This is a genomic window from uncultured Methanobrevibacter sp. (genome assembly GCF_947166415.1).
Lineage (GTDB): Archaea > Methanobacteriota > Methanobacteria > Methanobacteriales > Methanobacteriaceae > Methanocatella.
This window is the reverse complement of the sequence record NZ_CAMVEE010000006.1, coordinates 33,497-56,232: the sequence shown is the minus strand read 5'-3', so window position 1 is coordinate 56,232 and position 22,736 is coordinate 33,497. Positions and strand designations below refer to the sequence as shown.

Below are 22,736 nucleotides of genomic sequence, written 5' to 3'. Positions count from 1 at the left end.
CTTTTGATGAAATTATTATCTGAGGAAAATATAGATAATCCCATATTTAAAACTGGAAAATATGGCAAGGCATACATATCTAATCATGAAAACATTTATTTTAACTTTAGCCATTGCGATAAATTGGTTTTATGTTCAATATCCGATAGGGAAGTAGGGGTTGATGTTGAATTTAATGACCCTGAAATCGATTTAGACATAGCTAAGAACTACTTCTACAACAGCGAATTCGAAAGCATCATGAATTCTCAAAATCCCTCAGACAAATTTTTCAGCTATTGGGTTTTAAAGGAAAGCTACATGAAATACACAGGATTGGGTTTCAATCTGAATCTTGATAGCTTTGAAATAATTATTGAAGATAAAATCAGACTGAAAAATGATGATAAAAACTTAAAATTCAATCTCTTCGATGTGGATGGTTATAAAGTTGGAATAGCCGACCATTATGATGTATCTGATTTGATTGAATATGATGTCAATGACTTGTTTTGAATGTATTTTTCTAATTAAATCATCACAGAACGCACTTTTTTTTGTTATTAAACAATTCAACTAACAATCGTTAGTTTTATATTTGTTGAAATCACTATATTAACTAACAAGCGTTAGTGTAATGATATTATGACCAAAAACAAAATTCTTGAAGTATCAATAGATCTTTTTTCAAAATATGGCTATGACGGCGTTTCAATAAGACAGATTGCAGGTGAAGTGGGAATAAGGGAAAGCTCGATTTACAACCATTATCCCAATAAGCAGGCCATATTGAACTCCATATTAAATTATTATGTTGAAGAGATGGTAAGCGATGAAATACCATTGCAGCAGGCAGATTTAAATCTGGATAGGGGATTTGACTATTTCTATAATGCTGGATGTGACGCGTTTTTATCCAAGCTTGAGGAAGACAGGATGATGAAGATTACAAGGCTCATGTTCATCGAATCATATCACAACGATGAAGTGAGAAATTTCCTTAAAGAACATATAATTGATGCTCCTGTTGCAGGCTGGATTGAATTGTTCAATCTGATGAAAAGCAAAGGAATGATTCAAAAGGACTGTGATGCAAGGCAGCTTTCAGAATCATTTTTCTATTATGGAATGTTTCTCTTGTATGAGCATTTCATTGTCAACTATCCGGAAGATGACGAGAAATTCCTCAATGACTTTTTAGAAAAAACAAAAAATCATGCGAAAATGATTTTCAATTCAGTTAGGGTGCAGGTGGTTTGATGTTTGAAATAAGGCCTGAAAATGAAAAAGACTATCTGGAAGTGGAAAACCTTGTTCGAAATTCATTCTGGAATATATATCGGCCTGGAGCTTATGAACATTTCATTGTACACAATTTAAGAGAGGATGAAAGCTTCATAAGCAAATTGGCATATGTCATAGAAAAGGATGATAAAATCATTGGCCATATCAATTATTCAACAGGAAAGATAGATTATGATGATTCATCAAAACCGGCAGTCATATTGGGGCCTCTTGCAATAGATAAGGATTTCCAGTCACAAGGATACGGTTCAAAATTGATTGAATGCACTCTCGATTTGGCAAAAAAGGAGAATATTCCCTTCGTTTTTGTTGTCGGTGATGAGGATTACTACTCAAGATTCGGATTTGAATCAGCATCAAAATATAAACTGTATCTTGAGGGAACAGATATTAAAGAGGAAAATCCTTTTTTCATGATTAAGATATTCAATGAAATTGAAATTACAGGAAAAATGGGAATATTCCACAATCCGGATGTGTTCGATGTGGATGAAGATGAAGTTGACGAATTTGACAGGAATTTTGATTATAAGGAAAAACTGGTATTAGAAGGACAATTGGGTGTTTAGATGAAATATGTTGTTATAAATGGGTCTCCAAGAAAGAAGAATACTTGGAAAGTGACCAAGCAGGCAATGAAAAATATGGACGGCGAGTTTGAAGAGATACACTTGTTGAAAAAAAAGATACCTATGTGTAACGGATGCTTCAAATGCATTATGGAAGGCGAAGACAAATGCCCTCACTTTGATAGGATTGGTCCGATTATGGAAAAGATTAAAAAAGCGGATGGAGTGATAATCACTTCGCCTGTATATGCAATGAACGTAAGCGGACTTTTGAAAAACTTCTTTGACCATACGGCTTACCTTTATCACCGCCCGGAATTTTTTACAAAAAAGGCATTAGTTATAGTTACAACTGCTGGGGCCGGACAAAAGGATGTGTCTAAATATATGGATGAAACATTAAGGCATTGGGGTGTTAATAAGGTATATAAAATATCAATGGCCTGTGGAGGAAAGGATTATCTTGAAACTAAAGATATTGACAAGACTTCAAAGCAATTCGCAAAGGATGTTGAATCCGGTAAACTGCACTCTCCAAAACTCAATGATTTGGTATTTTTCAATGTCTGGAAAGCCATGGCATTGTCAAAAGACCATATTGAAGCCGACAGAAAATATTGGTTTGACACAGGCCTTGTAAAAAACGATTTTGCTCCGGAAGTCAAGATTAACATTGCAAAAAAAGCATTCTCAAAGATAATGTTTAAATTTTTAAAGCTGGTAATAAAATAAAAAAAATAAGTGATTAGTTAAATAATTAACTAATCAGCTTTGTCTGTCTGTATTGAATGAATCCTTTGATTTGATTCCAACCAAGGAAGCGAATATTGCCAATACACAAGCTATGGTACAAATAAGACAGATTGTCTGTGAAGCCTGTACAATCATGCTTGCATATTGAGGTGCAAGCTCCAGACTGCCCATTACCCAAGCAAATACTAAGGTCAAGAGACCTAAACTCATGGTCTGGCCTATTGTTCTCATTGTTGCCTGTGAAGCGGATGCTGTCGGGGCGTCTTTTGGCGGAACTGAACTCATGATTGCATTCATGTTCGGGCTTGAGAAAAGACCCATGCCTATACCCTGCAGGACCATCGCTAAAATAACAATATAAATAGGTGTTTCCCCAGTAAGGAATGTCAATATTGCAAGGGCTACAGCGGCAATGCCTATTCCTAATGCTGCCAATTTCTGAGGATGAATCTTATCTGATAGCTTACCTGCATTTGGAGCCATAATTGCCATAATGATTGGTGTGATTATCAGTATCATACCTGACATTTGGGCATCCCATCCCCTTACGTATTGGAAATGGTAGTTAAGAATTGTTGTAACAACCATAATGGCCAAATAACTGCATAATGCCGCAATGTTGGATGATGTAAACTTCTTGTTTTTGAAAAGGTTCATATTGAATACCGGAGATTTCTGCCTAAGCTCATATGCTCCGAATACTATAAGTAAAACGATTCCTGCAAGTGTCAATATCTTACCTGTTGGTGTAATGAGTGTTGTAAATCCGTAGATGAACGCTAAAATTCCCAATGCGTATAATATTGAACCGACCTTATCGATCTTGTCATTTTCATATGTTTTCCACTCTTGAGGTATCTTTAAAACCATCAATACAATACACAATACCAAAAATGGAATCACAAAGTAAAACATTGATCTCCATCCAAGGTTATGAACCAGGAATCCGCAAATTACCGGTGAAAGAGAAGTCGCAAGATATACTCCTGTAACTGTAAAACCAAGTGCTTTTCCCCTGTTTTGAGGTTTTACTGCTTGAACTACCATTGCCATTGCAGACACGTTTAAGAATGCAACTCCTGCTCCCTGAATTACTCTAAACACTAAAAATGATTCTGTTGAAAATGCAAGGCAAGCTCCGATTGATCCTATAAGGAACACCAGAATTCCTGCCATCAATGATTTTTTAACTCCGAATTTCCCTGAAATCTGACCTGCCGGAACCGTAAATACGGCCACTACCAAGAAAAATATTGTAGGTATCCAATTCTGGATAACATTATTCATTGCAAAGTCTTGTGCTATTGCCGGAACACCAATGATTATTCCGTTTGAAAGAAAGACTGCAAAAAATGATGTTATGAATGATACAAACACTACATATGTTTCAAATTCTATCTTCATTTCATTTCCCTCTTTTAATTATTGAATGCATCTTTAGAACGAATACCTACTAAAGAAGCAAAGATTGCAATTATACATAAAATTGTGCATATTAAACTAATTAACTGTGAACTTTGAACTATTAAATTCGCATAAGCAGATGAAAGCTTTAAGCTGCCCATTATCCAAGCAAACACAAGTGTCAAAAGACCTAAACTCATTGTTTGTCCAATTGTCCTCATGGCGGATTGTGCTGCTGAGGCGTTAGGAGTTTCATTTGGAGGAACTGAACTCATGATTGCATTTGTATTTGGGGTTGTAAACAGTCCCATTCCAATACCCTGCAGAATCATAGCTATTACAATCAGATAAATAGGGGTTTGAGCATCCAAAAATACCAGAATAACTAATGGCACTGTTGCAATGCTCATTCCAATTGCCGCAAGTTTTTGTGGATGGATTTTATCTGAAAGTTTGCCAGCATTTGGGGCTAGTATCGCCATGATTATAGGAGTTATTATCAGCATTATCCTGGACATCTGTGCATTCCATCCCCTGACATACTGGAAGTGATAGTTAAGGATGGTTGTGATTGAAGCTATGGCAAGATAGCTGCATAATGCGGCAATGTTTGAAGAAGTGAACTTCATATTTTTAAACAGGTTCATGTTGAATGCTGGACTATCAATCCTGAGCTCATAATATCCGAAAATGATTAACATAATCAATCCAATAAAGAGCAATATGGCTCCAAAGCCATTCATAAGGTTGGTAATTCCGTATATGAAAAGTGAGATTCCAATTCCGTATAGAATATAGCCTGTTGCATCTATTTTACTTCCTTCATATGTTTTCCACTCTTGAGGTATTTTCAAAATCATCAATACAATACACAATATCAAAAACGGTATTACAAAGTAAAACATGGATCTCCATCCAAAGTTGTATACGAGAAATCCGCTTATTACTGGTGAAAGGGACCCTGCCAAATAGACTCCGGTTACTGTAAATCCCAATGATTTTCCTCTGTTTTCAGGTTTTACAGCCTGGACCACCATTGCAATCGCAGACACGTTTGAAAAGGCTATTCCTATTCCCTGCAATATTCTGAATATTAAAAATAGTTCTGCTGAAAATGACAAGCATGCACCGATTGAAGCCAAAAGATAGACTGAAACGCCGAATATCAATGATTGTTTTACCCCATATTTTCCTGAAATCTGGCCTGCAGGAAGGGTAAATATGGCTATTACAAGGGCAGTTAATGTTGTAATCCAATTTTGAATGACATTGTTCATTCCGAATTCTGCTGCGATTGCAGGAACTCCCAAAACTATACCAACTGATAAAAAGACAGCAAAAAATGATGTTATGAATGCAACAAACACTACATATGAATCAGAGTTTATTTCCATTACAATTCCTCCGTTAGATTCATTCCGTTTATTGCTATTTCCTTTATTCTTTTTCTTAATTCTACATCATCTTCGGTAATTCCAACTTCCCTTTCCCAATCCTTGGAAATTTGCCTTATCTTTGGAACTACATCATCACCTTTTGGTGTTGTTTTAAGCATGTACTTCCGTCTGTTTTTAGGGTTGACCTCCCTTTTTATGTAACCTTCGTCCTCCAGCTTTTTAAGTGATTTGGCTATGTTTGCCTTGCTTTGGCCGGACATATTTACAAGACCATCCTGTGAAATGTTCGGATTGTCGTAAATCATCATGATAAAACGCATTTCATGGCCCATGTCAATTTCAGCTATTCTTGAATTCAAATACTTGAATTGATTTTTGCTTATATTGTGAATCCAGGCAATGAACGGTGAATTATCATATATTCCTTCATAACTTTCTTCTTGCATAATGTTATTTTATCTTTCAAATATATTTAAATGTTTCTTTTGAAACAGTTAATTTTTAAACAATAAAAATTTTAAATAAAACAATTTACAAAATAAGGTTAATGTCACTTAATTTTATTTCCGTATTTCTGATAGCTGTTGCACTTGCAATGGACGCATTCAGCGTATCATTGACCAAAGGATTTACACAGCCGCAACTAAAAAAAGAGCAGATATTATATTACGGCCTGTTTTTCGGATTCTTCCAATTTATGATGCCAGTAATAGGATATTACTGTGTAAGCACAATCTCAAGCGCCATAGAATCTTTTGCATCAATAATCGGATTTGTATTGCTTTTAGCTATTGGATTGAACATGATTCGTGAAAGCTTATCATCCGATGATGGGGAAGTGACTGACGAATTTTCATTTAAGGAAGTGACTCTGCTTGCGATAGCTACAAGCATTGACGCATTTGCTGTTGGAATAACATTCGCACTCTTTAACGATCCTATATGGATATCATCAATAATAATCGGTATCATTGCATTCGCTTTCAGCATTGCAGGAATATTTCTAGGCAAAAAACTGGGAGACTACTTCGGTGACAAGTTCCAAATCCTCGGCGGTGTCATACTCATTTTGATAGGAATAAAAATACTTTTAGGATTATAAAAAAAGATAATTAAAAAAAATAAAAAAAAATTTAGAATTTGAAGAAATCATGAGCCCAACTGATGTTGCGTTTGAACTGTTGTGCTTTCATTTCGTATGAATCGTCCAAAGCACTGTATTCTTTTTCTAAAATTTCCTTTTTCTGATTAAGGTCTAGTGATGAATCCTTAAGTTTGTGGTATATTTCAATTTCATCTTCAATTTTTTTGAGTTCTGCTTCAAGTGATGCTTTTTCTGCATGTGCATCAGTAATCTTATTGTCTATATATGTATGACTGTAGTCTTTAAGATTGTCCTGTACATCATAAAGCATGTCGATAGCTTTTCCAACACTGATTCCATGGGCTTCCAACTGTTCTACTTTTTTCATTTGTTCCTCTGTTAATTCGATTGTTTTTTCCACCATGATAAAACCTCTGTATTTATTAATAGTATGTATTTAATAGGTTTAAAATATTGCTATTTTCACTCTTCAGAAAAGTTTCGTTGTATTGCCTGAACATTTCAATGAAATTGTTAATTTCATCTTCAATTTGGCTTAGGCTAACTATTGGTTTATGGTTTAAAAGAGTGTTTAGGGTAATTATCAATGGAATTGCTTCTCCTACATGTATGTTGTTGAAAGTCAAATCCTGATATGAAATCCTGAAGTTGCCGTTTACATGCTCATCTATTCTCAAGCCATTGGGGATTATGGAGATTTCCTCCCTTTCGATAAGCTCCTCCAAAACCTTGGTGTTTTCTAGGATATCCTCAAATTCAACCTTATCCTTTTCAAGAATAGGCTCAACAAAATCAAAGTTTATATTGTAGTCATATTTGCTGTAGCCTTGCCTGAAATAGCTGTCTACAATGAGATAGTTAATGAAAAGTTCATGGTTTTGAATGAGATATTTCCTGTTGTTGAGAATGAATTCCATAATAATAGTTAGTTAAAAATAGTATAAAAAATAGCCCCTAAGGACTATTTTGTGAAGGTTTATATTTTCTGATGGATATTTCCTTGAATTTTTTGATGAAGAATTTTGCCCAGATATAGCCAACGGTTCCTCCAACGAAGCATCCGAACACGACTCCTGCATAGATTCCGGTCAATCCCCCTCCGAAGATGAAGCAGAAGAGATATGCAAATACACTTTCAAGGATTAATGATCTGAGAAGTGTAATCAAAAGGGAATATGTTCCTTTCCCTACGCCCTGAAACATCATGGATGACATCATACCGTGTGGAATTGCAAGGACAAAGAGAGTCAGTACGCTCAATGCGTTTGCAATTTGAGGTGCCATTGCTGCACTTGCTGAAGTATATGCAAAGACAGTTGCAATCTGTTCGGAAAATATGAACATTATAGCCCCAAGGACAATTGATACTGCAAATCCAACCTTTATAGAATATGAATGGGCAGTCTTTAGGTTGTTGTAGTTATGAGCACCGTATGCAACTCCCGCAACTGTCAATACTGCGGTTCCAAGACCTATCAGAGGAATCATACATAGCTGAACGATTCTCATTGAAGCTGTATATACCGCTACGGCTGTTGTTCCTGAAGCCAATACCAGCATACTGTTGATGATTATTGCAAGTGCTGAAAATACGATGTTTTCCAATGTGGAAGGTATTGCAACCTGAAGGATGTCCAACATCAAATGACCGGAATATTCAAAGTTTTTCGGAGATAAGTCAAGGTATAAATCCTTTTTGCCCCATATCCAATAGCTCATTACAAGACAGGACAATGTAGCTGATAATACTGTTGCCCAAGCCGCTCCAGCTATTCCCAAATTCAATACATAGATGAATACTGGATCCAGAATGATGTTCATGATTGCAGTTACTGCAATTGCTATTGTTGCGCGTCTCATGTCTCCTTCAGACCTGAAAATAGCTGACGCCACTCCAGAATATACGAAGATGAACAGGAATCCGAAGATTATGTAGCTGTAGTCCATCGCATACTGGATAGTGCTTCCAGCACCCATGAACTGAAGGATAGGTACCATGAACCCTTCAATAAGGATTGTGAATATGACAGATATGATTATTGACAATAGGATTGCATGCAAACCTGCATTGTTTGCCTGCGCATAGTTCTTTGCTCCGATGTTTCTTGCAATCAGTGAATTTGCACCTGCACCTATTCCGTTTCCAAGTCCTATCAATACCATAAACAGCGGAGTGATGAAACCGATTGCAGCAAGTGCATCTGCACCAAGGCCTGCCACCCATATACTGTCTGCAAGGTTGTACAGCATTATCAGGAACATGGAAAGCATCATTGGAAGAGCCAATTTGATAATAGCCTTTTTAGGGTCACCTGTAATCATTTCAATATTTTTAGTTTTTTTAGCCATTTCAATTCTCCTTTTGATTCAGTTCCATGGTTTTAATTGCGATATCCTTTAAAACCTTTTGCAATAATTCCTTTTCAATGTATCCCTTTTCCAGAATTATCTCATCTTCCCAGCGGTCAATAATCTCAGCGGATTTCTCAAGAACCTCCTCACCCTCTTCAGTCAATGAGATAATATTCTGCCTTCTGTTGTTTTCATCAATTTTTCTAATGACCAGTCCTTTGTCTTCAAGCTTTTTAATGGATCTTGCGACTGCACCCTTATTTATGTTGCACAGTGAAGCTATTTGTTCCTGGTTCAAATTGGATTGATGTGAAATTTCAAAAAGCAAATGAAGCTGGGTAGTGTTGATGCCGAATTTTTCTATATGATGATTTACATACCTATAATATCCTTTAGCAATCATATAGAGAAGCTTTCCGACAGGAATGCTTTCAGCATCAATCTTTTCTAACTCCTCGCAGGACACCCGAAACACCTATTCCACAAATGAGTTTAATTTGTCTTCAAACAAGTCTTTTTTGACTTCTTTTGTTGTTAATGACAATGTCTTTTGAGGTTTGGTTGTAGCCTCTTCAAGCTGTTTTAGTGCGCCGTCAAATCCTTCGCCTCCTGCTGTGATGAAGAACTTGACATTGCTGAACTTGCCCTCGTTCTGTTTGATGTATGAGATTAATGGGTTTGCAGCTTTTCCTGCCCAAACCGGAGCTCCAAGGTATACCACATCATAGTCGGCAGGGTCATATTTCAAGTCTTCAAGGTCCACTATTTTTGCCTGAAGCGCATCCTTTCCACCACGTGCGAATCCTATTTTTCCTTGGTAGTTAACTTTAGGTTTTACTTCTTCAATGTCTGCATTAACGCTGTTTGCGATACTTTCTGCTAGTTTTTTTGTTGTATTTGTTCTTGAATAATAAGCTACTAATGATTTCATACTATCTTATTATGACTTCATCATATATAAATGTTGCATTGACAACTATTGCACTTGCAACATTTAATCGGAATGTTGACAAAAGAGTTAAATTATTCAAATAGTAAAAAGAAAAACAAGAACAATCCATATCCCATGAAATTTTTTTTATTTACAATAATGAAGATTTTAAAAAGGATGTAATTAATGATGAAAGTATAAATTTTTCAAGGTAGTATTATGGACAAATTAAAAATAGCTAAGGCAATATCAACATTTACAAACCCTCCAATCATATGCATTCCACTGTTCCTGATTATATCTATCGTATTGTCATTTGAAAACGGCCAGTTCAATTTTGCCAAATTCATTCTTTTGGAGTCAATCTCAATAGTATTTGCTTCAATACTGCCAATGGCAATTATCGTATTCTGGGCAAAAAAGCTTAACACAGACAGTGACATTTCAAATCGTGAAGATCGATTCACTCCATTGATTGTGGGTGTGGTTTCCTATTTCATTGGATTCCTGATATCATTTGTTTTAAATGCAGACAACTTTTTGACAGTTCTGCTTTTATGCTACAGCGTAAACACTTTCATCGTAATGCTCATTACAACCAAATGGAAAATCAGCGTACATACAACCGGTTTGAGCGGTCCGGTCGGAGCTTTGATATTGCTATTGGGACCAATCGGCGCACTTCTCGGCATACTTTATCCAATCCTGGTCTGGTCAAGGGTTCTTTTAAAAAAGCATACTCTGGCACAGGCAATCTGCGGAGCCGTTCAGGGATTCTTCCTTACAATATTCGAGATGTATCTTTTCATATACATATTAAGGTTTGATGTCGGAAATCTGGTAAGCCTATATCTTGCGTCACTCTTTGTTCTTGCAATAATTGCAACACCTGTCCTTCTTGGATTCTTGAGCTATATCCATGTGGGCAAATCAAAAATAGTATTTTATCTGTTTGAAATAATATTCCTTGTGATGTTTTTAACATTTGCGCCTTTGGATGTGACCATCATTTATATTCTGGTTTCAATCACATCAATTCTGATAAGCTACTTTGCAGGTGAAGAGTTTGTCTGGTTCAATGTCATAAATTCCTCATAGCTGTTTGACATTATTATGTCTTCAAAGAACTTTTTCTTTACTGGACCAAGATTTTCCAAAAAGTCAAAATAATATTCACTCATTTTAATTGCATCGTAGTCTTTTTTAATTAATTCATACATTGGTTTCTTACATTTTAATGGAAGGTCTCTTAAAGCAAAACGAGGACCATTAATTTTGTAAGCAATCAAATCGAATTTGTATGTATCATACCAATCATTTTTGATGAAAATGTCCATCAATATCTGTCCCGCACGCACTGTATCAAGGAACTTCTCGTCAACGACATGTGTTATTGACTGGTCATGCTTTCTTCTGTAATAGAGATACTGGCGTATTATCGAAATTCTTGTGGCCTTAAGATAAACATAATAGAAAAAGGGCATGTCCTCAAAGAATATTCCTTCCGGAAACTTGGCATCAATATCAATCAGAAATTTCCTATTGTATATCTTCTGGCAAACCCCTACAGACAAATCAAAAATTGATCCTTTGGTTTCCTGAGGCCCGAATACCCTATCGTCAAAGCTTGAATCAAAAGTTTTCAAATCAAACCAGTCATTCGGATATGTTTCATGGGTTACATCATCATAGTTAATCATTTGAAAAAAAGTTAAATCAGTGTCTTTTGATTTCGCTTCACCGTAAGCTATTTCAAATGCATCCCGGCAAAACCAGTCATCGCTGTCAAGATACATCACATATTCCCCACGGGCAATATCCAATGCTTTGTTTCGGGCATTGCCCGGACCGAGGTTTTCCTGATCAATCAGCATGATTCTTCTATCATCAAATCCGTTAATTATATCTAAAGTGGAATCTGTAGAGCCATCATTTATAATGATCAATTCAAAATCAGTCAGCGATTGTTCCAAAACAGAATCAACGGCTTTTTTAATATACTTTTCTCCATTATAAACAGGCAATATTACAGAAATTTTTGTCATCCTATCATCTGTCCAAATTGTTCTTGATTTCATCAATGTCCAAATCCAAAAACCACTTTATACAAGTATCTTTCCAATAATCCTCATTTTCCCTGAATTTATCCTGGTTCACCTTCCAGAAATTCAATGTTTGGGAATGAATTGCCCAACCGGCAATTCTTTTCTTATTGAAAATCACATCCTTGAAGTTCTTTTCAACCTGAAGCATAGTTTCATCATCTACGCTGAATCCATAATCATTAGGATTTTCCCCTAAAGCCATCAGGTACATATAGGTCCTTGCACATTTCTCACAGACATTGCAGTTGACTCCGGTCAAATCAGACCAGCATACATGCATGTTGAATCTGGCATCATGCTTATTTGAATAATCAACTATGTTGTCCAATTTTTCAGCACGGCTGAACTCACAGCCATCATGAATGACGCTGCAGCCTGAAAATCTGAACTCATTGTCTATGAATGGGGAAGAAGCGCATGGAACAATGTTTGTCTTATTCAAAAGGTCTTCCTTTGCATATGCATGAGTGGATGCAAAGAGTATCTTTTCCACCTTAAAAATATATGCCAATACCGTTGCCTGGCTCAATATGGCTATGCCATGCTGTACTGCATGCCACCAATTGCTGTCAGACTCCAGATATTGCCTGAAAGTATTATATAACCCGTTAACATTGATGAACTTTCTGAAATCTGATTTTACATAAAAATTGTCCAAATTAAAATCCCTTGCAAATTCGTCAATGTTATCTTTCATGGTATTCCATCCTTCATGATGGTCTAATGGAATGTCAGAACCCCAAAGAGTCAAAAGCATAGGCTTGCTATCAATATACTTAAGAACAGTATTTAATGAATCGACGCCGTTACTGAATAGCGCCAAATACTTGTTTTCATATTCATATTCATTGCTTTTTAAGGATTTGACAGATATTTCACCTTTGAACGGAGCTGTCCTGTACATGTACATATATCCCTGCTTCATATTTGGAATTGAATCATAATAATCCTTGTCCAATTCATTGACAATCAGTTTACAATCCAAAAGCCAAACGATTGGCAACAGATTGGAAATCAGAGGAATGACCAGAATGCTTTCAGGAACGGATTTCAGATCATCATTTCCAATGTTCATGTATTCGACAAACATCTCCTTTTTAATGAATACGTCATCCAGAAGAGGTGATGTCTCAAATTTATAGGATATCCTAGTGCCTTCAACATCAACATCTGTGATTTTTATAAATTCCTTGGATTTTAATTTTCCCTTAAGCTTATCTTGCACATCATACGAGACAATGACCTTAAGGTATTGAATCATAATGCTTCCAGTATTTTCGCTTTTATTGGCAGGATACTTCAGCCTAACTCCAAAATTAGGTGAGTTGACCTTAAATACGCTGAGATTGACGTCGAAGGATACGGCATTTTTTGTCAAATCATCAGTGATTGGATTTGCCTTTTTCATTTCAATACCTATTAGCTCAACTGTTGGGGCTGAAACATCGATATTTCCAGTTGATTTGTGAGCAAATTCCACAGTAATCCTTTTTATCTTTGAGTCATGAGGAATATTGAAATTAAAATGGTTTGCTTGAATCAGTGATGGTGTCTTGTGCTTTCCGCTTTTTGGTTCGATTTCACCGGTTTGGGCAAAGGTCGAATCGGAATTTTTGATGTTGTCCATTTCTCTGAATTGCCTATAACCAGTATTTTCCTCATTTGACTGGATTAATTTTGAAGGATACATTTCAGATGATTTCATACGAATCACAAAATAATCATTTTAAATTCTTTTTTATTTTTCTCATAGGTGCTGTAACTTTCCAGCTGTTTGAAGAAGTAATTTCATTTATAATCTTTTCCCTGCTTTTGATTTCATCATTTAAATCATCGACTTTAGCATTCAAGCTATCTATCTTTTTAGTGAGATTTGCGATTGTTTCACTTTGATTTTCATTTTTCAAAGCCATGTCCCTGATTTCTATTTTATAATCACGAATCATGCCAAGATATCTATCTGATCTAGTGATGCTTCTTCTATAATCATTAACTATAGTTTTCATGTAATTTCTAGTTTCAAAGGAAGTTTTAGACAATATTTTTGCATTATTTTCCAACAATTCCTGATAGGATATATCAATATAACATGAATCATTTACATGTCCTGTAAACTTTTCACATCTCTCAATCAGGTCTTTTCTTATTTTAAGATAATCCTTGGGATTTTCGCGGGGATTGTCAACATCAAAAATGGAATATTCATTGACATATCCGTCATATGATGAAACGTTCAAAAGTTCGCTGATTCCATCAAATCTCTCCTGCATACGCTCATCTTTGATTAGCAGCACCGGTGTTTTAAAAGCCAGACACGGTAAAGCGCAATGCAACCGGTCTGTGACGACGCAATATGCATTTTCATATATCCTCAACAGGTTTTCAGCCATGAACAGTTTCTCTTTATAGTCATATAATGAAGTCAGAGTATATACACCGCTCCCCATAGTTTCAGGAAAAGCCTTTTCATAGGAGGGTATCATGTCCTGATGTATTACATAAATCCTCCTGTCGGTTTTTTCCTTTAGGAAACTTAAAACCTCATCCGGATTATTGACATTGATGACAATATATCCATCATCATCTTCAGTTTTGATTTTATCGGCACCGGAATCCAAAGTTAAAGTCAAACAGCCGGTGAAGAAAGCATCAATGTCATTTTCTTTTAAAAAATCCACAGTATGCAAATCCCTGCATCCTACAGGACCATGTCTTTTGAAAAAATCTCTGCTTTCATCAGTCAGTATAGCTGCCTTTCGCTCCTCTGTCCTTGTCGTAAAATGCATTGAAATGAGTAACGGATCAATGTTTTCTGAAGGAGGCCATGCCTGCGGACAGTCAAGATACCATCCGTTCATTATCATCTTAACGTTGATATCCTCATCAAACCTTTCCAATTTTTCATGCTCTATATAGTAATCTACTTTAGGCAGGAATCTTCTTGCGGCAATGCTTTGAATTTCATTGCCCAAATTGGTTGTATAATCATAACACATTAATCCAAATTTCATTCAATCACACATTTTCTCTTTAATTGTATCAAGATACCTGTTCATGGTCTTATCAACACTTGAAATGTTTTTAACATCTTCCTGTGCCTTTTTTCTAATTTCAAATAACTTTTCATTTGATAATTTTGAAATCTCAATAATCTTATCCGCTAAAAGTTGAGGATTTTCCGGGTCGATGATAAATCCGTTGTCGTAATCGCTGATTATTTCAGGAATTGCCGAAACCTTGGTTGTTACAACCGGCAGGCCGTTTGCCATAGCTTCAAATATGACTGTTGGAAAACCGTCCCTATCACCATTTTCAGCTATTCTAACGGGGGATGCCAATAAATCGGAATTCAACAATATGTCTTTAACTTCAGAGGGTTTTAATTCGCCTTTGATAGAAATGTTAGTGCACTCCAAATCGTCGATTTGTTTTTGTAAATCTGATTGGAGTTTGCCGAAACCATATATCTCAAACACAAAATCTTCGCCTTCAAGCATTTTGGCGGCATCTATTAACACGTCCAAACCTTTCTTTTCAACAAATCTTGAAATTGAAATTATTCTTTTAATTTTGTTGGATTTAGGCTTTATATCTACAATTTCATATCCGGTAGCCTGTTTCGTGATGACTATCTTGCTTTCAGGGACATTGCGCTCAATGAGATAATTCTTATGATATTCACTTAATGTAAAAATGGCCAGGCAATATTTGGATCTGCTTACTTCAGCTATATTGTTAAGTTCATTGCTTCTTTCAGCAAATATGTCTACGGCATGGGCAAAGAACGTGAACGGAATGCATAGCTTTTCTGCAATTGGATATGTAATGTTATTGCAGATTGGAAATGCGTAATGGGTATGCATAATATCAATTTTATTGTCCACCAGCAGCTCTTCCAAATGCTCCATGGAATCGAATTTGATGATATCGACTTCAAAGTCTATTTCAACAAATTTCACGGCATCTGTTTTCATGAAGACCTTAACATTATATCCATTTTCAACAAGCCATTTTACTTCATTAACAATGAAGGTTTCTGAAACGTTAGGAAATGAATTTAATACATATGCAATGTTCAAATCTTTCAAATCAGTCTTATAAAACTCATTGGAATAATCCACCCTTTGTTTTAAAAGTTCAATGGACTTATTTAACTCAGATATCTTTTCATTAAGGCTGTCACATTCCTTTTTGCTTGAATCCAATTCTGATTTCAAAGATTTGATTGATTTTCCACTCTTTTCAAGCTCATCATTAAGAATCTTTTCATTGTTTTTCAGTTTCTCATAGTTTTCCTTATAAAACTTGAAGCTGTTGCTTTTGTTTAAAAACTTATCCTTAATACTCATTTAAATCATCCATTGGCATTTATGAAGTCCTCATGGCAATTTTTCATATGGGAAATATGTTAGATTGTGCTTTTCAATTTCATCAATGACCCTTTGCTTGTCTTCAGGATATTCCCTCAGATATCTGATCATGAAGCTGCACTGCCCAAGTGTTCTTAATTTCAAATAATCTATTTTGATTTCATCATCAGTATATTCGAATGCCCTGTTTATATCGTCAATGACCTGCAGCCTTTGAATTACATTAAAGTCAAAAGTCAATTTTTGCCTTGAAATTGACCCGGATCTGATGATTCTGTAATATGTGGCTTCTTCTTTTTTATCAATGAAGTAAAATTCAAAGTCAAATTTGGCATATAGCCTTGAATAGTATGATACGTCCACTCCACTTCTTAATGCCGTGTTGAATTCAACTTGCTTTGCGGCATATGTGGGAATGATTTTTGCAACTGTAACGTTGATTAGTGATTGAAAGTCAACATAAGCATTTTCAATCAATCCGTGCTGGCTGACGGAAAATGGAACTACTCTTGATTCTATCTTTTCACCAGTTTCCTCTATCACGTCCATAAAATTGGTCATGACTATTCTGTTTGGCTTGGAATACTGATAAAGCTTTTTCAAATAATTTGGACTTATAAAATCATCATCATCGACAAATGTGACAAATTCCCTTTTTGCAATTGAAAGACCCAGGTTCCTTGCATTTGAAACACCGCCAACACTGGTGAATGTAACAAGAACATTCAGTTCAGGATTTCTTTTCATGAAGTCCTCTAAAATGTAAATTGTTGAGTCAAGCTCACCGTTTAAAATAAAGATCAAGTCAAAACTTGACGGATTCAAGGTTTGCTTTTCTAGGGAATCCAAAAGGGGTTTTATATGATTTTGAGCCTTATATGAAGGTATGATGACGCTGATTCCATCTTCATATTCCCTGAAAGTTCCTTGTTTGCTTTCAGTATTTTTGTGGAATGAGATTTTATTTTTAATAGACATGATTTTCCCTTAAAATATTCATAATGACCAATAGCTTATATTTTCATTTTTTCTAATGTCTTCACTAAGGATAGATTTCAAGTCTATGACGATAGGCTTGTTTTTTGATAGATTTACAAGTTGCTCATAAGTAATTTCCTTATACCTGTCATGAGCCACCGCGATTATGACTGCATCATACTGTCCATCATAATCATTTTTCAAATCAATTCCATATATCTTTTTGACTTGATTTTCATCAGCAAAATAGTCTGAAACAGTAATATCTATTCCTAATTTATCCAATTCATTAATGACATTGATTATTTTGCTGTTTCTGATGTCATTGCAATTCTCCTTAAATGTTATGCCCAAAACCAAAACCTTGGACTTCTTAACAACAACATCATTTTCAATCATCTGATAAATGATATTCTTTATAATGAAATCGGATAGGTTTTCATTGATTTCCCTGCTCACTTCAATCAATTTAGGATTGAAATTCAATTTTTTGCTTTTGTATAGAAGATAATACGGGTCAATACCTATGCAGTGCCCTCCAACCAGGCCAGGATAATATTTTTGGAAGTTCCATTTGGTTCCTGCAGCTTCTATGACGTCCACAGTATTGATTCCCATCTTGTCAAAAATCATTGCAAATTCATTTACAAGTGCAATATTAACGTCACGAGTAATGTTTTCAACAATCTTGGCGGCTTCAGCAACTTTTATTGAATCGGCTTCATAAACTCCATTGTTCAAAACATTATCATAGACTTTAGAAATCACATCAAGGGATTCATCGTCGATTCCTGAAACGATTTTGGTAATGTTTTCAACCTTGTTTTTCTTATCGCCCGGATTGATCCTTTCAGGAGAATATCCTACCTTGAAATCATCAATGCATTTCAGATTAGATTCATTTTCCAGAATAGGAATGCATAAGTCTTCAGTCACACCGGGATATACGGTTGACTCATATACGACTATGGAATCCTTCTGCAGATTTCTTCCTACAACCTCTGATGCTGATATGACGAATCTGAAATCGGGATTGTTGTTGTCATTAATTGGGGTTGGAACAGATACTATGATGAATGATGCGGATTTCAGGTCATTTTCATCGGATGTGAATCTTATGCTTGAATTTTCTAAACTGCCTTCAGGCAGTTCACAGGTCATGTCAATTCCCCTTTTATATAACTCGATTTTTTCATCATCGATGTCGAAACCTATGACATCATATTTTTTGGAAAACAAAACGGCTAAAGGCAAACCTACATAACCTAATCCTACAATTGCAACTGTTTTATTTTTACTGCATAACTCTTCAAACATATTAACCACACCCCCTTATTTAATCTTTCTTTTAAGCTTTGCAAACTTCTGCCAAAGCCTATATGTTTTTGCGGATTTAATTTCATCCAGATTTTTTTTATACTTGTTTACCTCAAATGCCTGAGATTTCTGGATTTTTTTTCTGGTTTCTATTTCGTTTTTCAGTCTATTGTTTGAATTTCTAAGTGAATCAACTTTCCAGTTCAATTTACGATTATTATCTGATAATTCACTAATCTGTTTTTTGAATCTAACCTTGTGCCTATTCAATTGTTTGTTTTGATATCTTAAATCAGTCAGTTCATCAGTCAATACTTCAATACTGTTTCTTTTATCCAATACACGGTCTTCATTACCCTTTATTGTTTCTTCACTATTATTCAGATAGTTAGCTGCAAATTCCCATATGATGTCCAGAGTTTCTGGAGTCGGAAGGGGGTCATGTGCCTTCGGCACAGCAGGATCATGATAATAGATAACATTCAAGTAAACCGGATTTTCAAAATCATAATATTGCTTTATGAATGGGAATATTTGAGATTCCACATCATTGCATGATTTAATGTTAATATAAGCTGTTATAGGTGGAGCATAGTCCTCCCTTTTAAATAATTCAATTGAATCAAGCCTATATCTGATTTTGCTTATAATCTCCTCTCGAGAAATTCCTTCAAATTCTTTGCATAATAAGTTCATTAAGGTATCTACATGAGTTTTATAGTAATTCAATACAAACATCTGCGGATTGTTGACCAGTACCTTTGAATTCTTTACCAATGCGCCGAGCATCACTGAGGAAAATCCTCCTCCTGATGAACCGAAAAACATTATGTTATCATTCATAACCTCTTGGTTAATCGCCAATTTCTCTATGATTTCTGCAACGTCTTCCAGTGGCCAGTAATCCTTATTTCCGGCAAACCATGTAAGAGTGATGTCATCATCGTGAAACATTACCGGGTCTGCATATGCAATTACGGAATCATCAAAGTAGTTGTACCATTTCCATCTCACAAAGAACGGAGGATCAATGTCCTTTCCATCTTTGGTCTTCTTGTTTCTCGGATGGGCTCCGGGACCCATGCACATGAAATTCTTGTGTTTAGATGAAAATCTGATAATTAAGCAGTACAATTCATTGTGACGCTCTGTCATCAAACCGAATGGTACATCCTGCGGGAAATCATAGCTTTCAATGTCATCGAAATCGACCTTGATGACATTATCCACCAAATCACCCATTGATGCTGTTACTTTGTCTATAAGATCATCAGTTATATACATGCAAACACCCTTATCTATATGTAATATACCTCAATTTCTTTATTAAAGTTTTTAAACAATTTATTAGGTAACAGTTTGTTATATCCATCAGTTTCAACAGCCAATCTGAACTTATCGTCACTCATTCCTATAGCAATCCTTTTGTTAACGTATTGGTAATGCAAGAGTGCAAGATTGATGAATTCAGGGTCAATGTCATCATCAACAAATATCAGATAATCGGCATTTGTATGGCTTGCGATGGTCTTGTTGATGTCTTTTGTCTTGAAGTATATCCTGTCGATTTCACTGTATTGGTTATATGCCTTGTCAACATCATTGTTTGTGAAGCTGTCATCGTTGATTACCAGTTTCAGATATTTTTTATCATAATTGATATTTTTGAATTTAGCGATTGCCTTTTCTATATCATCGGCGCAGTCCACATAATAGACGCAGGCGACATTAATTGAGTCTTCCTTATATTTCATTCCGATGGTATCCAATATCTGTTTCCAGCGGATGGTGTATGTATGGTTTCTCAATACATTATACAGGTTATCCAGTTTCATTTCATCGTTATCATAATCGAAATCCGGCAGTTCATCCATTTTGTCGAAGAAAAATACGTTGTCACCGAAAATCTTTTCAACACCTACTGAATAGTTTGTTATGATGTATGTATAGCTCAAAGCCAATTCGAATACCCTTCTTGCAAACATTGTTTCTGAGTCTGTGATTGTATTGAAGTTCAATCCCCAGTTGGCGTTTCTGTATTCCACGGCAGTCTGCTCGTATGGAATCGGAGGATATGTGTATGGCTTGAACCTGTCAGGATAGTCTGCCCATGCCTCATAGTAGATTCTGTCGAATATCTTCAGCTTTCCGTCCCACTGGTCAATGATCTTATCGAAAATTACTTCCATAAGCGCTGACCTTTCAGGGTGGTTTGGATAATAGGAACCTGCAAAAACGACCCTTTCCTCTTCCTCGTCGGTCAGTTTCATTGGGTTGAATATGGTAGGCTGTCCTGCAAACATCAGGTTGTAGACGTGAGGATGATTGAAATCCTTTTTATATTGTTCTACACATTGCTGGGAAGTTGTAAATATGTAGTCGAAATGCCTTGCAGTATCAGCATAGGAAATCTTATCGTTTTTGTAATGGAATGGGTCCTCCTTGTTCCAGAATACGGTTGGAATGTTGTTTGCTTTACAGTATTTGAGTATGTCAAAAAGTTCATCTCTATTGCTCTGATCCTTTCTTGTATATACTTTAGGAACCTTATATCTCCAAGGATCCTTATTGATGCCGTCATAGCCTCTCCATGCGGATTCACAGAAGAATAAGTCAGGTTCCTCTTCAGCAAATACTTTCCTCCAGTTTTTAGGAGTGATAGGCAAAGGAGTGAATTCATGCCTGTAGCAGTTGAAGGTAAACTCATCGGCGATTATTGCTACCTTGATGTCCCTTAAATTCTTAACTTTAGGGCCTGATTTCTTGGTTTTCTTAATTTTTCCCTTGAATTCAGAGGATTTCATCCATGTGCTGTATGCCTTGCTGGATTTGAAATGAGCATTTTTATTTTTAAGCTCACTGTTTTCCTTTTCCAATGACTCGATTTTATCCTGTAGCTTATATATCTCCAGGAGTTCCTTCCAATTTCTTGACCTATCCATTATTTACACCAACAATTCCTATTAAAATAAATCTATAATATCGAAAACATTCGATAAATATCTTATATTATTTTAATTTCTATTATTCAATACTAATAAATATTATTAAAAAATATAAGTAAAAAAAAAGAGTTGATTGTTTATCTGAATTTATTTAAAATTCTATAGGATTTGGAAGATTTGATGCTTTCAAGCTCACTTTTCAATTTTGCAATTTCCCGGTTTTTGGATTCGAGTTCATCGTTGATGATTGAATCGTCGAAATGTCCTTTCGGGATAATGTTTCCATCATCGCCCTCATCGCCAGAATTATACAAATTATTATTGCAGAAAAGACGAATTATATCAAGGGTTTCATCTGTAGGCAACGGATTGTGAGGCCTTTCGATTTCAGGATCTTCATATAAAATAATCTTTAATGGGTTTACCCCGTATATGTCAAAATATCCGTCGACCAATGGTGGAAGCTGCAGCTTGATGTCGATTTTAGCCTTTGAGTTGATGTAATATGTTATCGGCGGAGTGTACTTTTCCCTTCTGAACAGTTCAAGAGCATCGATTCTGAATTTGTACTTTTCAATAATTTCCTCTCTTGAAAGTCCGTTGAATTCAACTTCCAAAAGTTCAAATATCCTGTCCACGAACTGCTTTCCGTAATTCATGACAAAGAATTGAGCATTATTGACAAGGACTTTTGAACCTTTTATCAATGTTCCAAGCATCACTGATGAAAAGCCGCCACCGGATGAGCCGAAAAAGAGTATGTTTTCATTAATTACCTTCTGGTTTTCAGCAAGCTTTTCAATGATTGCAGCAACATCCTCCATTTGCCAATGGTTTTCACCACCGGTAAACCAGGTAATCACTATTTCATCGCTGTGAAACATCATAGGGTCTGCATATGCAATAGTGGACTCTTCCAGGTGCTTATACCAGGACCAACGGACGAAAAATGGAGGTTTTTTCACGTTTCCATTCTTGTCCAGCACATCCCTGTTATGGGCTCCAGGACCCAAACAGATAAAATTCTTGTTTGTGGATGAAAACCTGATCATGAAGCAGTATATCTCATCATTATGGATTATCTGGAGTCCGAAAGGCTCATCCAACGGAAATTCATAATCATCAATCTCATCCATTTTAAGCTTGATGATGTTATCTACAAGACTGGACATTACATTGTCCACTGAGTCCTGCAGTTCTGCTGTCAGCTTGTATTTGCTCATGAT

General features: G+C 35.8%; 23 protein-coding genes. 6 read left to right on the top strand and 17 right to left on the bottom strand.

What is annotated here, in order from left to right:
• Positions 1-6 precede the first annotated feature (6 nt).
• The 4 genes from Q0W25_RS02165 to Q0W25_RS02150 all read left to right on the top strand — a co-directional run bounded on the left by Q0W25_RS02165 (position 7) and on the right by Q0W25_RS02150 (position 2,585).
• On the top strand, positions 7-495 hold the full coding sequence (locus tag Q0W25_RS02165; protein WP_298518362.1) for a 4'-phosphopantetheinyl transferase superfamily protein: 489 nt from the start codon (positions 7-9) through the stop codon (positions 493-495).
• Positions 496-624: 129 nt separating this feature from the next.
• Positions 625-1,239, top strand: a complete 615-nt coding sequence (locus Q0W25_RS02160) for a TetR/AcrR family transcriptional regulator (protein WP_297824938.1) — start codon at positions 625-627, stop codon at positions 1,237-1,239.
• A complete protein-coding gene (locus Q0W25_RS02155; RefSeq protein ID WP_298518358.1) occupies positions 1,239-1,853 on the top strand; it encodes a GNAT family N-acetyltransferase in 615 nt (204 codons plus the stop codon). The genes Q0W25_RS02160 and Q0W25_RS02155 overlap by 1 nt, the downstream gene beginning before the upstream one ends.
• Complete coding sequence (locus Q0W25_RS02150; RefSeq protein ID WP_298518355.1) at positions 1,854-2,585, top strand: flavodoxin family protein; 732 nt, start codon at positions 1,854-1,856, stop codon at positions 2,583-2,585.
• A 33-nt stretch (positions 2,586-2,618) separates the two neighbouring features.
• Here Q0W25_RS02150 and Q0W25_RS02145 read toward each other — a convergent pair whose 3' ends face one another.
• The 3 genes from Q0W25_RS02145 to Q0W25_RS02135 are packed head-to-tail and all read right to left on the bottom strand — an operon-like array spanning position 2,619 to position 5,853.
• Positions 2,619-4,010 (bottom strand): MFS transporter, encoded by a 1,392-nt coding sequence (locus Q0W25_RS02145; protein WP_298518353.1) that lies wholly within the window; start codon positions 4,008-4,010, stop codon positions 2,619-2,621.
• Between the two features lie 14 nt (positions 4,011-4,024).
• Positions 4,025-5,404 (bottom strand): MFS transporter, encoded by a 1,380-nt coding sequence (locus Q0W25_RS02140; protein WP_298518351.1) that lies wholly within the window; start codon positions 5,402-5,404, stop codon positions 4,025-4,027.
• Positions 5,404-5,853, bottom strand: a complete 450-nt coding sequence (locus Q0W25_RS02135) for a MarR family winged helix-turn-helix transcriptional regulator (RefSeq protein ID WP_298518349.1) — start codon at positions 5,851-5,853, stop codon at positions 5,404-5,406. Before Q0W25_RS02135 ends, Q0W25_RS02140 begins: the two co-directional genes overlap by 1 nt.
• Before the next feature lie 101 nt (positions 5,854-5,954).
• Here Q0W25_RS02135 and Q0W25_RS02130 point away from each other — a divergent pair, with 101 nt between their 5' ends.
• Positions 5,955-6,509, top strand: a complete 555-nt coding sequence (locus Q0W25_RS02130; protein WP_297824921.1) for a manganese efflux pump MntP family protein — start codon at positions 5,955-5,957, stop codon at positions 6,507-6,509.
• A gap of 31 nt (positions 6,510-6,540) precedes the next feature.
• On the opposite strand, the gene Q0W25_RS02125 is transcribed toward Q0W25_RS02130, so the two are convergent.
• The 5 genes from Q0W25_RS02125 to Q0W25_RS02105 are packed head-to-tail and all read right to left on the bottom strand — an operon-like array spanning position 6,541 to position 9,795.
• Positions 6,541-6,915 carry a hypothetical protein gene (locus Q0W25_RS02125; protein WP_298518347.1) on the bottom strand — a complete coding sequence of 125 codons (375 nt, stop codon included), beginning with the start codon at positions 6,913-6,915 and terminating at the stop codon, positions 6,541-6,543.
• A 19-nt stretch (positions 6,916-6,934) separates the two neighbouring features.
• On the bottom strand, positions 6,935-7,429 hold the full coding sequence (locus Q0W25_RS02120; protein WP_298518346.1) for a hypothetical protein: 495 nt from the start codon (positions 7,427-7,429) through the stop codon (positions 6,935-6,937).
• Positions 7,430-7,466: 37 nt separating this feature from the next.
• Positions 7,467-8,861 carry an MATE family efflux transporter gene (locus Q0W25_RS02115; protein ID WP_298518344.1) on the bottom strand — a complete coding sequence of 465 codons (1,395 nt, stop codon included), beginning with the start codon at positions 8,859-8,861 and terminating at the stop codon, positions 7,467-7,469.
• Position 8,862: 1 nt separating this feature from the next.
• Entirely contained in the window at positions 8,863-9,330 is a 468-nt protein-coding gene (locus Q0W25_RS02110; RefSeq protein ID WP_298518342.1) for a MarR family winged helix-turn-helix transcriptional regulator, read from the bottom strand.
• 9 nt (positions 9,331-9,339) lie between these two features.
• Complete coding sequence (locus Q0W25_RS02105; RefSeq protein WP_297824908.1) at positions 9,340-9,795, bottom strand: flavodoxin; 456 nt, start codon at positions 9,793-9,795, stop codon at positions 9,340-9,342.
• 219 nt (positions 9,796-10,014) lie between these two features.
• Between Q0W25_RS02105 and Q0W25_RS02100 the strand changes: the two genes are divergently transcribed.
• Complete coding sequence (locus tag Q0W25_RS02100) at positions 10,015-10,893, top strand: hypothetical protein (RefSeq protein WP_298518340.1); 879 nt, start codon at positions 10,015-10,017, stop codon at positions 10,891-10,893.
• Here the strand turns inward: Q0W25_RS02100 and Q0W25_RS02095 are convergent.
• From Q0W25_RS02095 to Q0W25_RS02055, 9 genes are all read right to left on the bottom strand, one after another.
• The gene (locus Q0W25_RS02095; RefSeq protein ID WP_298518338.1) at positions 10,842-11,873 is read right to left on the bottom strand and encodes a glycosyltransferase family 2 protein; all 1,032 of its coding nucleotides are present in this window, start codon (positions 11,871-11,873) and stop codon (positions 10,842-10,844) included. The two genes, Q0W25_RS02100 and Q0W25_RS02095, sit on opposite strands and share 52 nt — an antisense overlap.
• The gene (locus Q0W25_RS02090) at positions 11,845-13,605 is read right to left on the bottom strand and encodes a hypothetical protein (protein WP_298518335.1); all 1,761 of its coding nucleotides are present in this window, start codon (positions 13,603-13,605) and stop codon (positions 11,845-11,847) included. The genes Q0W25_RS02095 and Q0W25_RS02090 overlap by 29 nt, the downstream gene beginning before the upstream one ends.
• A 16-nt stretch (positions 13,606-13,621) precedes the next feature.
• Positions 13,622-14,911: a polysaccharide pyruvyl transferase family protein gene (locus tag Q0W25_RS02085; RefSeq protein ID WP_298518334.1), complete on the bottom strand. Its 1,290-nt coding sequence runs from the start codon at positions 14,909-14,911 to the stop codon at positions 13,622-13,624.
• Positions 14,912-16,249, bottom strand: a complete 1,338-nt coding sequence (locus tag Q0W25_RS02080) for a glycosyltransferase (protein WP_298518331.1) — start codon at positions 16,247-16,249, stop codon at positions 14,912-14,914.
• A 30-nt stretch (positions 16,250-16,279) separates the two neighbouring features.
• Positions 16,280-17,248: a glycosyltransferase family 2 protein gene (locus Q0W25_RS02075; RefSeq protein WP_298518329.1), complete on the bottom strand. Its 969-nt coding sequence runs from the start codon at positions 17,246-17,248 to the stop codon at positions 16,280-16,282.
• A gap of 18 nt (positions 17,249-17,266) precedes the next feature.
• A complete protein-coding gene (locus tag Q0W25_RS02070) occupies positions 17,267-18,565 on the bottom strand; it encodes a nucleotide sugar dehydrogenase (protein ID WP_298518327.1) in 1,299 nt (432 codons plus the stop codon).
• A gap of 15 nt (positions 18,566-18,580) precedes the next feature.
• On the bottom strand, positions 18,581-19,849 hold the full coding sequence (locus tag Q0W25_RS02065) for a hypothetical protein (protein ID WP_298518325.1): 1,269 nt from the start codon (positions 19,847-19,849) through the stop codon (positions 18,581-18,583).
• A gap of 14 nt (positions 19,850-19,863) precedes the next feature.
• Positions 19,864-21,507, bottom strand: coding sequence for a DUF3880 domain-containing protein (locus tag Q0W25_RS02060; RefSeq protein WP_298518323.1), 1,644 nt, complete (start codon positions 21,505-21,507; stop codon positions 19,864-19,866).
• 140 nt (positions 21,508-21,647) lie between these two features.
• Positions 21,648-22,733 (bottom strand): hypothetical protein, encoded by a 1,086-nt coding sequence (locus Q0W25_RS02055; protein ID WP_298518321.1) that lies wholly within the window; start codon positions 22,731-22,733, stop codon positions 21,648-21,650.
• Positions 22,734-22,736: the final 3 nt, after the last annotated feature.

Excerpts from the sequence above, each read along its gene's own strand:
- Q0W25_RS02165 (WP_298518362.1), top strand. The coding sequence starts at position 7 with ATGAAATTATTATCTGAGGAAAATATAGATAATCCCATATTTAAAACT.
- Q0W25_RS02160 (WP_297824938.1), top strand. The coding sequence starts at position 625 with ATGACCAAAAACAAAATTCTTGAAGTATCAATAGATCTTTTTTCAAAA.
- Q0W25_RS02155 (WP_298518358.1), top strand. The coding sequence starts at position 1,239 with ATGTTTGAAATAAGGCCTGAAAATGAAAAAGACTATCTGGAAGTGGAA.
- Q0W25_RS02150 (WP_298518355.1), top strand. The coding sequence starts at position 1,854 with ATGAAATATGTTGTTATAAATGGGTCTCCAAGAAAGAAGAATACTTGG.
- Q0W25_RS02145 (WP_298518353.1), bottom strand. The coding sequence starts at position 4,010 with ATGAAGATAGAATTTGAAACATATGTAGTGTTTGTATCATTCATAACA.
- Q0W25_RS02140 (WP_298518351.1), bottom strand. The coding sequence starts at position 5,404 with ATGGAAATAAACTCTGATTCATATGTAGTGTTTGTTGCATTCATAACA.
- Q0W25_RS02135 (WP_298518349.1), bottom strand. The coding sequence starts at position 5,853 with ATGCAAGAAGAAAGTTATGAAGGAATATATGATAATTCACCGTTCATT.
- Q0W25_RS02130 (WP_297824921.1), top strand. The coding sequence starts at position 5,955 with ATGTCACTTAATTTTATTTCCGTATTTCTGATAGCTGTTGCACTTGCA.
- Q0W25_RS02125 (WP_298518347.1), bottom strand. The coding sequence starts at position 6,915 with ATGGTGGAAAAAACAATCGAATTAACAGAGGAACAAATGAAAAAAGTA.
- Q0W25_RS02120 (WP_298518346.1), bottom strand. The coding sequence starts at position 7,429 with ATGGAATTCATTCTCAACAACAGGAAATATCTCATTCAAAACCATGAA.
- Q0W25_RS02115 (WP_298518344.1), bottom strand. The coding sequence starts at position 8,861 with ATGGCTAAAAAAACTAAAAATATTGAAATGATTACAGGTGACCCTAAA.
- Q0W25_RS02105 (WP_297824908.1), bottom strand. The coding sequence starts at position 9,795 with ATGAAATCATTAGTAGCTTATTATTCAAGAACAAATACAACAAAAAAA.
- Q0W25_RS02100 (WP_298518340.1), top strand. The coding sequence starts at position 10,015 with ATGGACAAATTAAAAATAGCTAAGGCAATATCAACATTTACAAACCCT.
- Q0W25_RS02095 (WP_298518338.1), bottom strand. The coding sequence starts at position 11,873 with ATGAAATCAAGAACAATTTGGACAGATGATAGGATGACAAAAATTTCT.
- Q0W25_RS02090 (WP_298518335.1), bottom strand. The coding sequence starts at position 13,605 with ATGAAATCATCTGAAATGTATCCTTCAAAATTAATCCAGTCAAATGAG.
- Q0W25_RS02085 (WP_298518334.1), bottom strand. The coding sequence starts at position 14,911 with ATGAAATTTGGATTAATGTGTTATGATTATACAACCAATTTGGGCAAT.
- Q0W25_RS02080 (WP_298518331.1), bottom strand. The coding sequence starts at position 16,249 with ATGAGTATTAAGGATAAGTTTTTAAACAAAAGCAACAGCTTCAAGTTT.
- Q0W25_RS02075 (WP_298518329.1), bottom strand. The coding sequence starts at position 17,248 with ATGTCTATTAAAAATAAAATCTCATTCCACAAAAATACTGAAAGCAAA.
- Q0W25_RS02070 (WP_298518327.1), bottom strand. The coding sequence starts at position 18,565 with ATGTTTGAAGAGTTATGCAGTAAAAATAAAACAGTTGCAATTGTAGGA.
- Q0W25_RS02065 (WP_298518325.1), bottom strand. The coding sequence starts at position 19,849 with ATGTATATAACTGATGATCTTATAGACAAAGTAACAGCATCAATGGGT.
- Q0W25_RS02060 (WP_298518323.1), bottom strand. The coding sequence starts at position 21,507 with ATGGATAGGTCAAGAAATTGGAAGGAACTCCTGGAGATATATAAGCTA.
- Q0W25_RS02055 (WP_298518321.1), bottom strand. The coding sequence starts at position 22,733 with ATGAGCAAATACAAGCTGACAGCAGAACTGCAGGACTCAGTGGACAAT.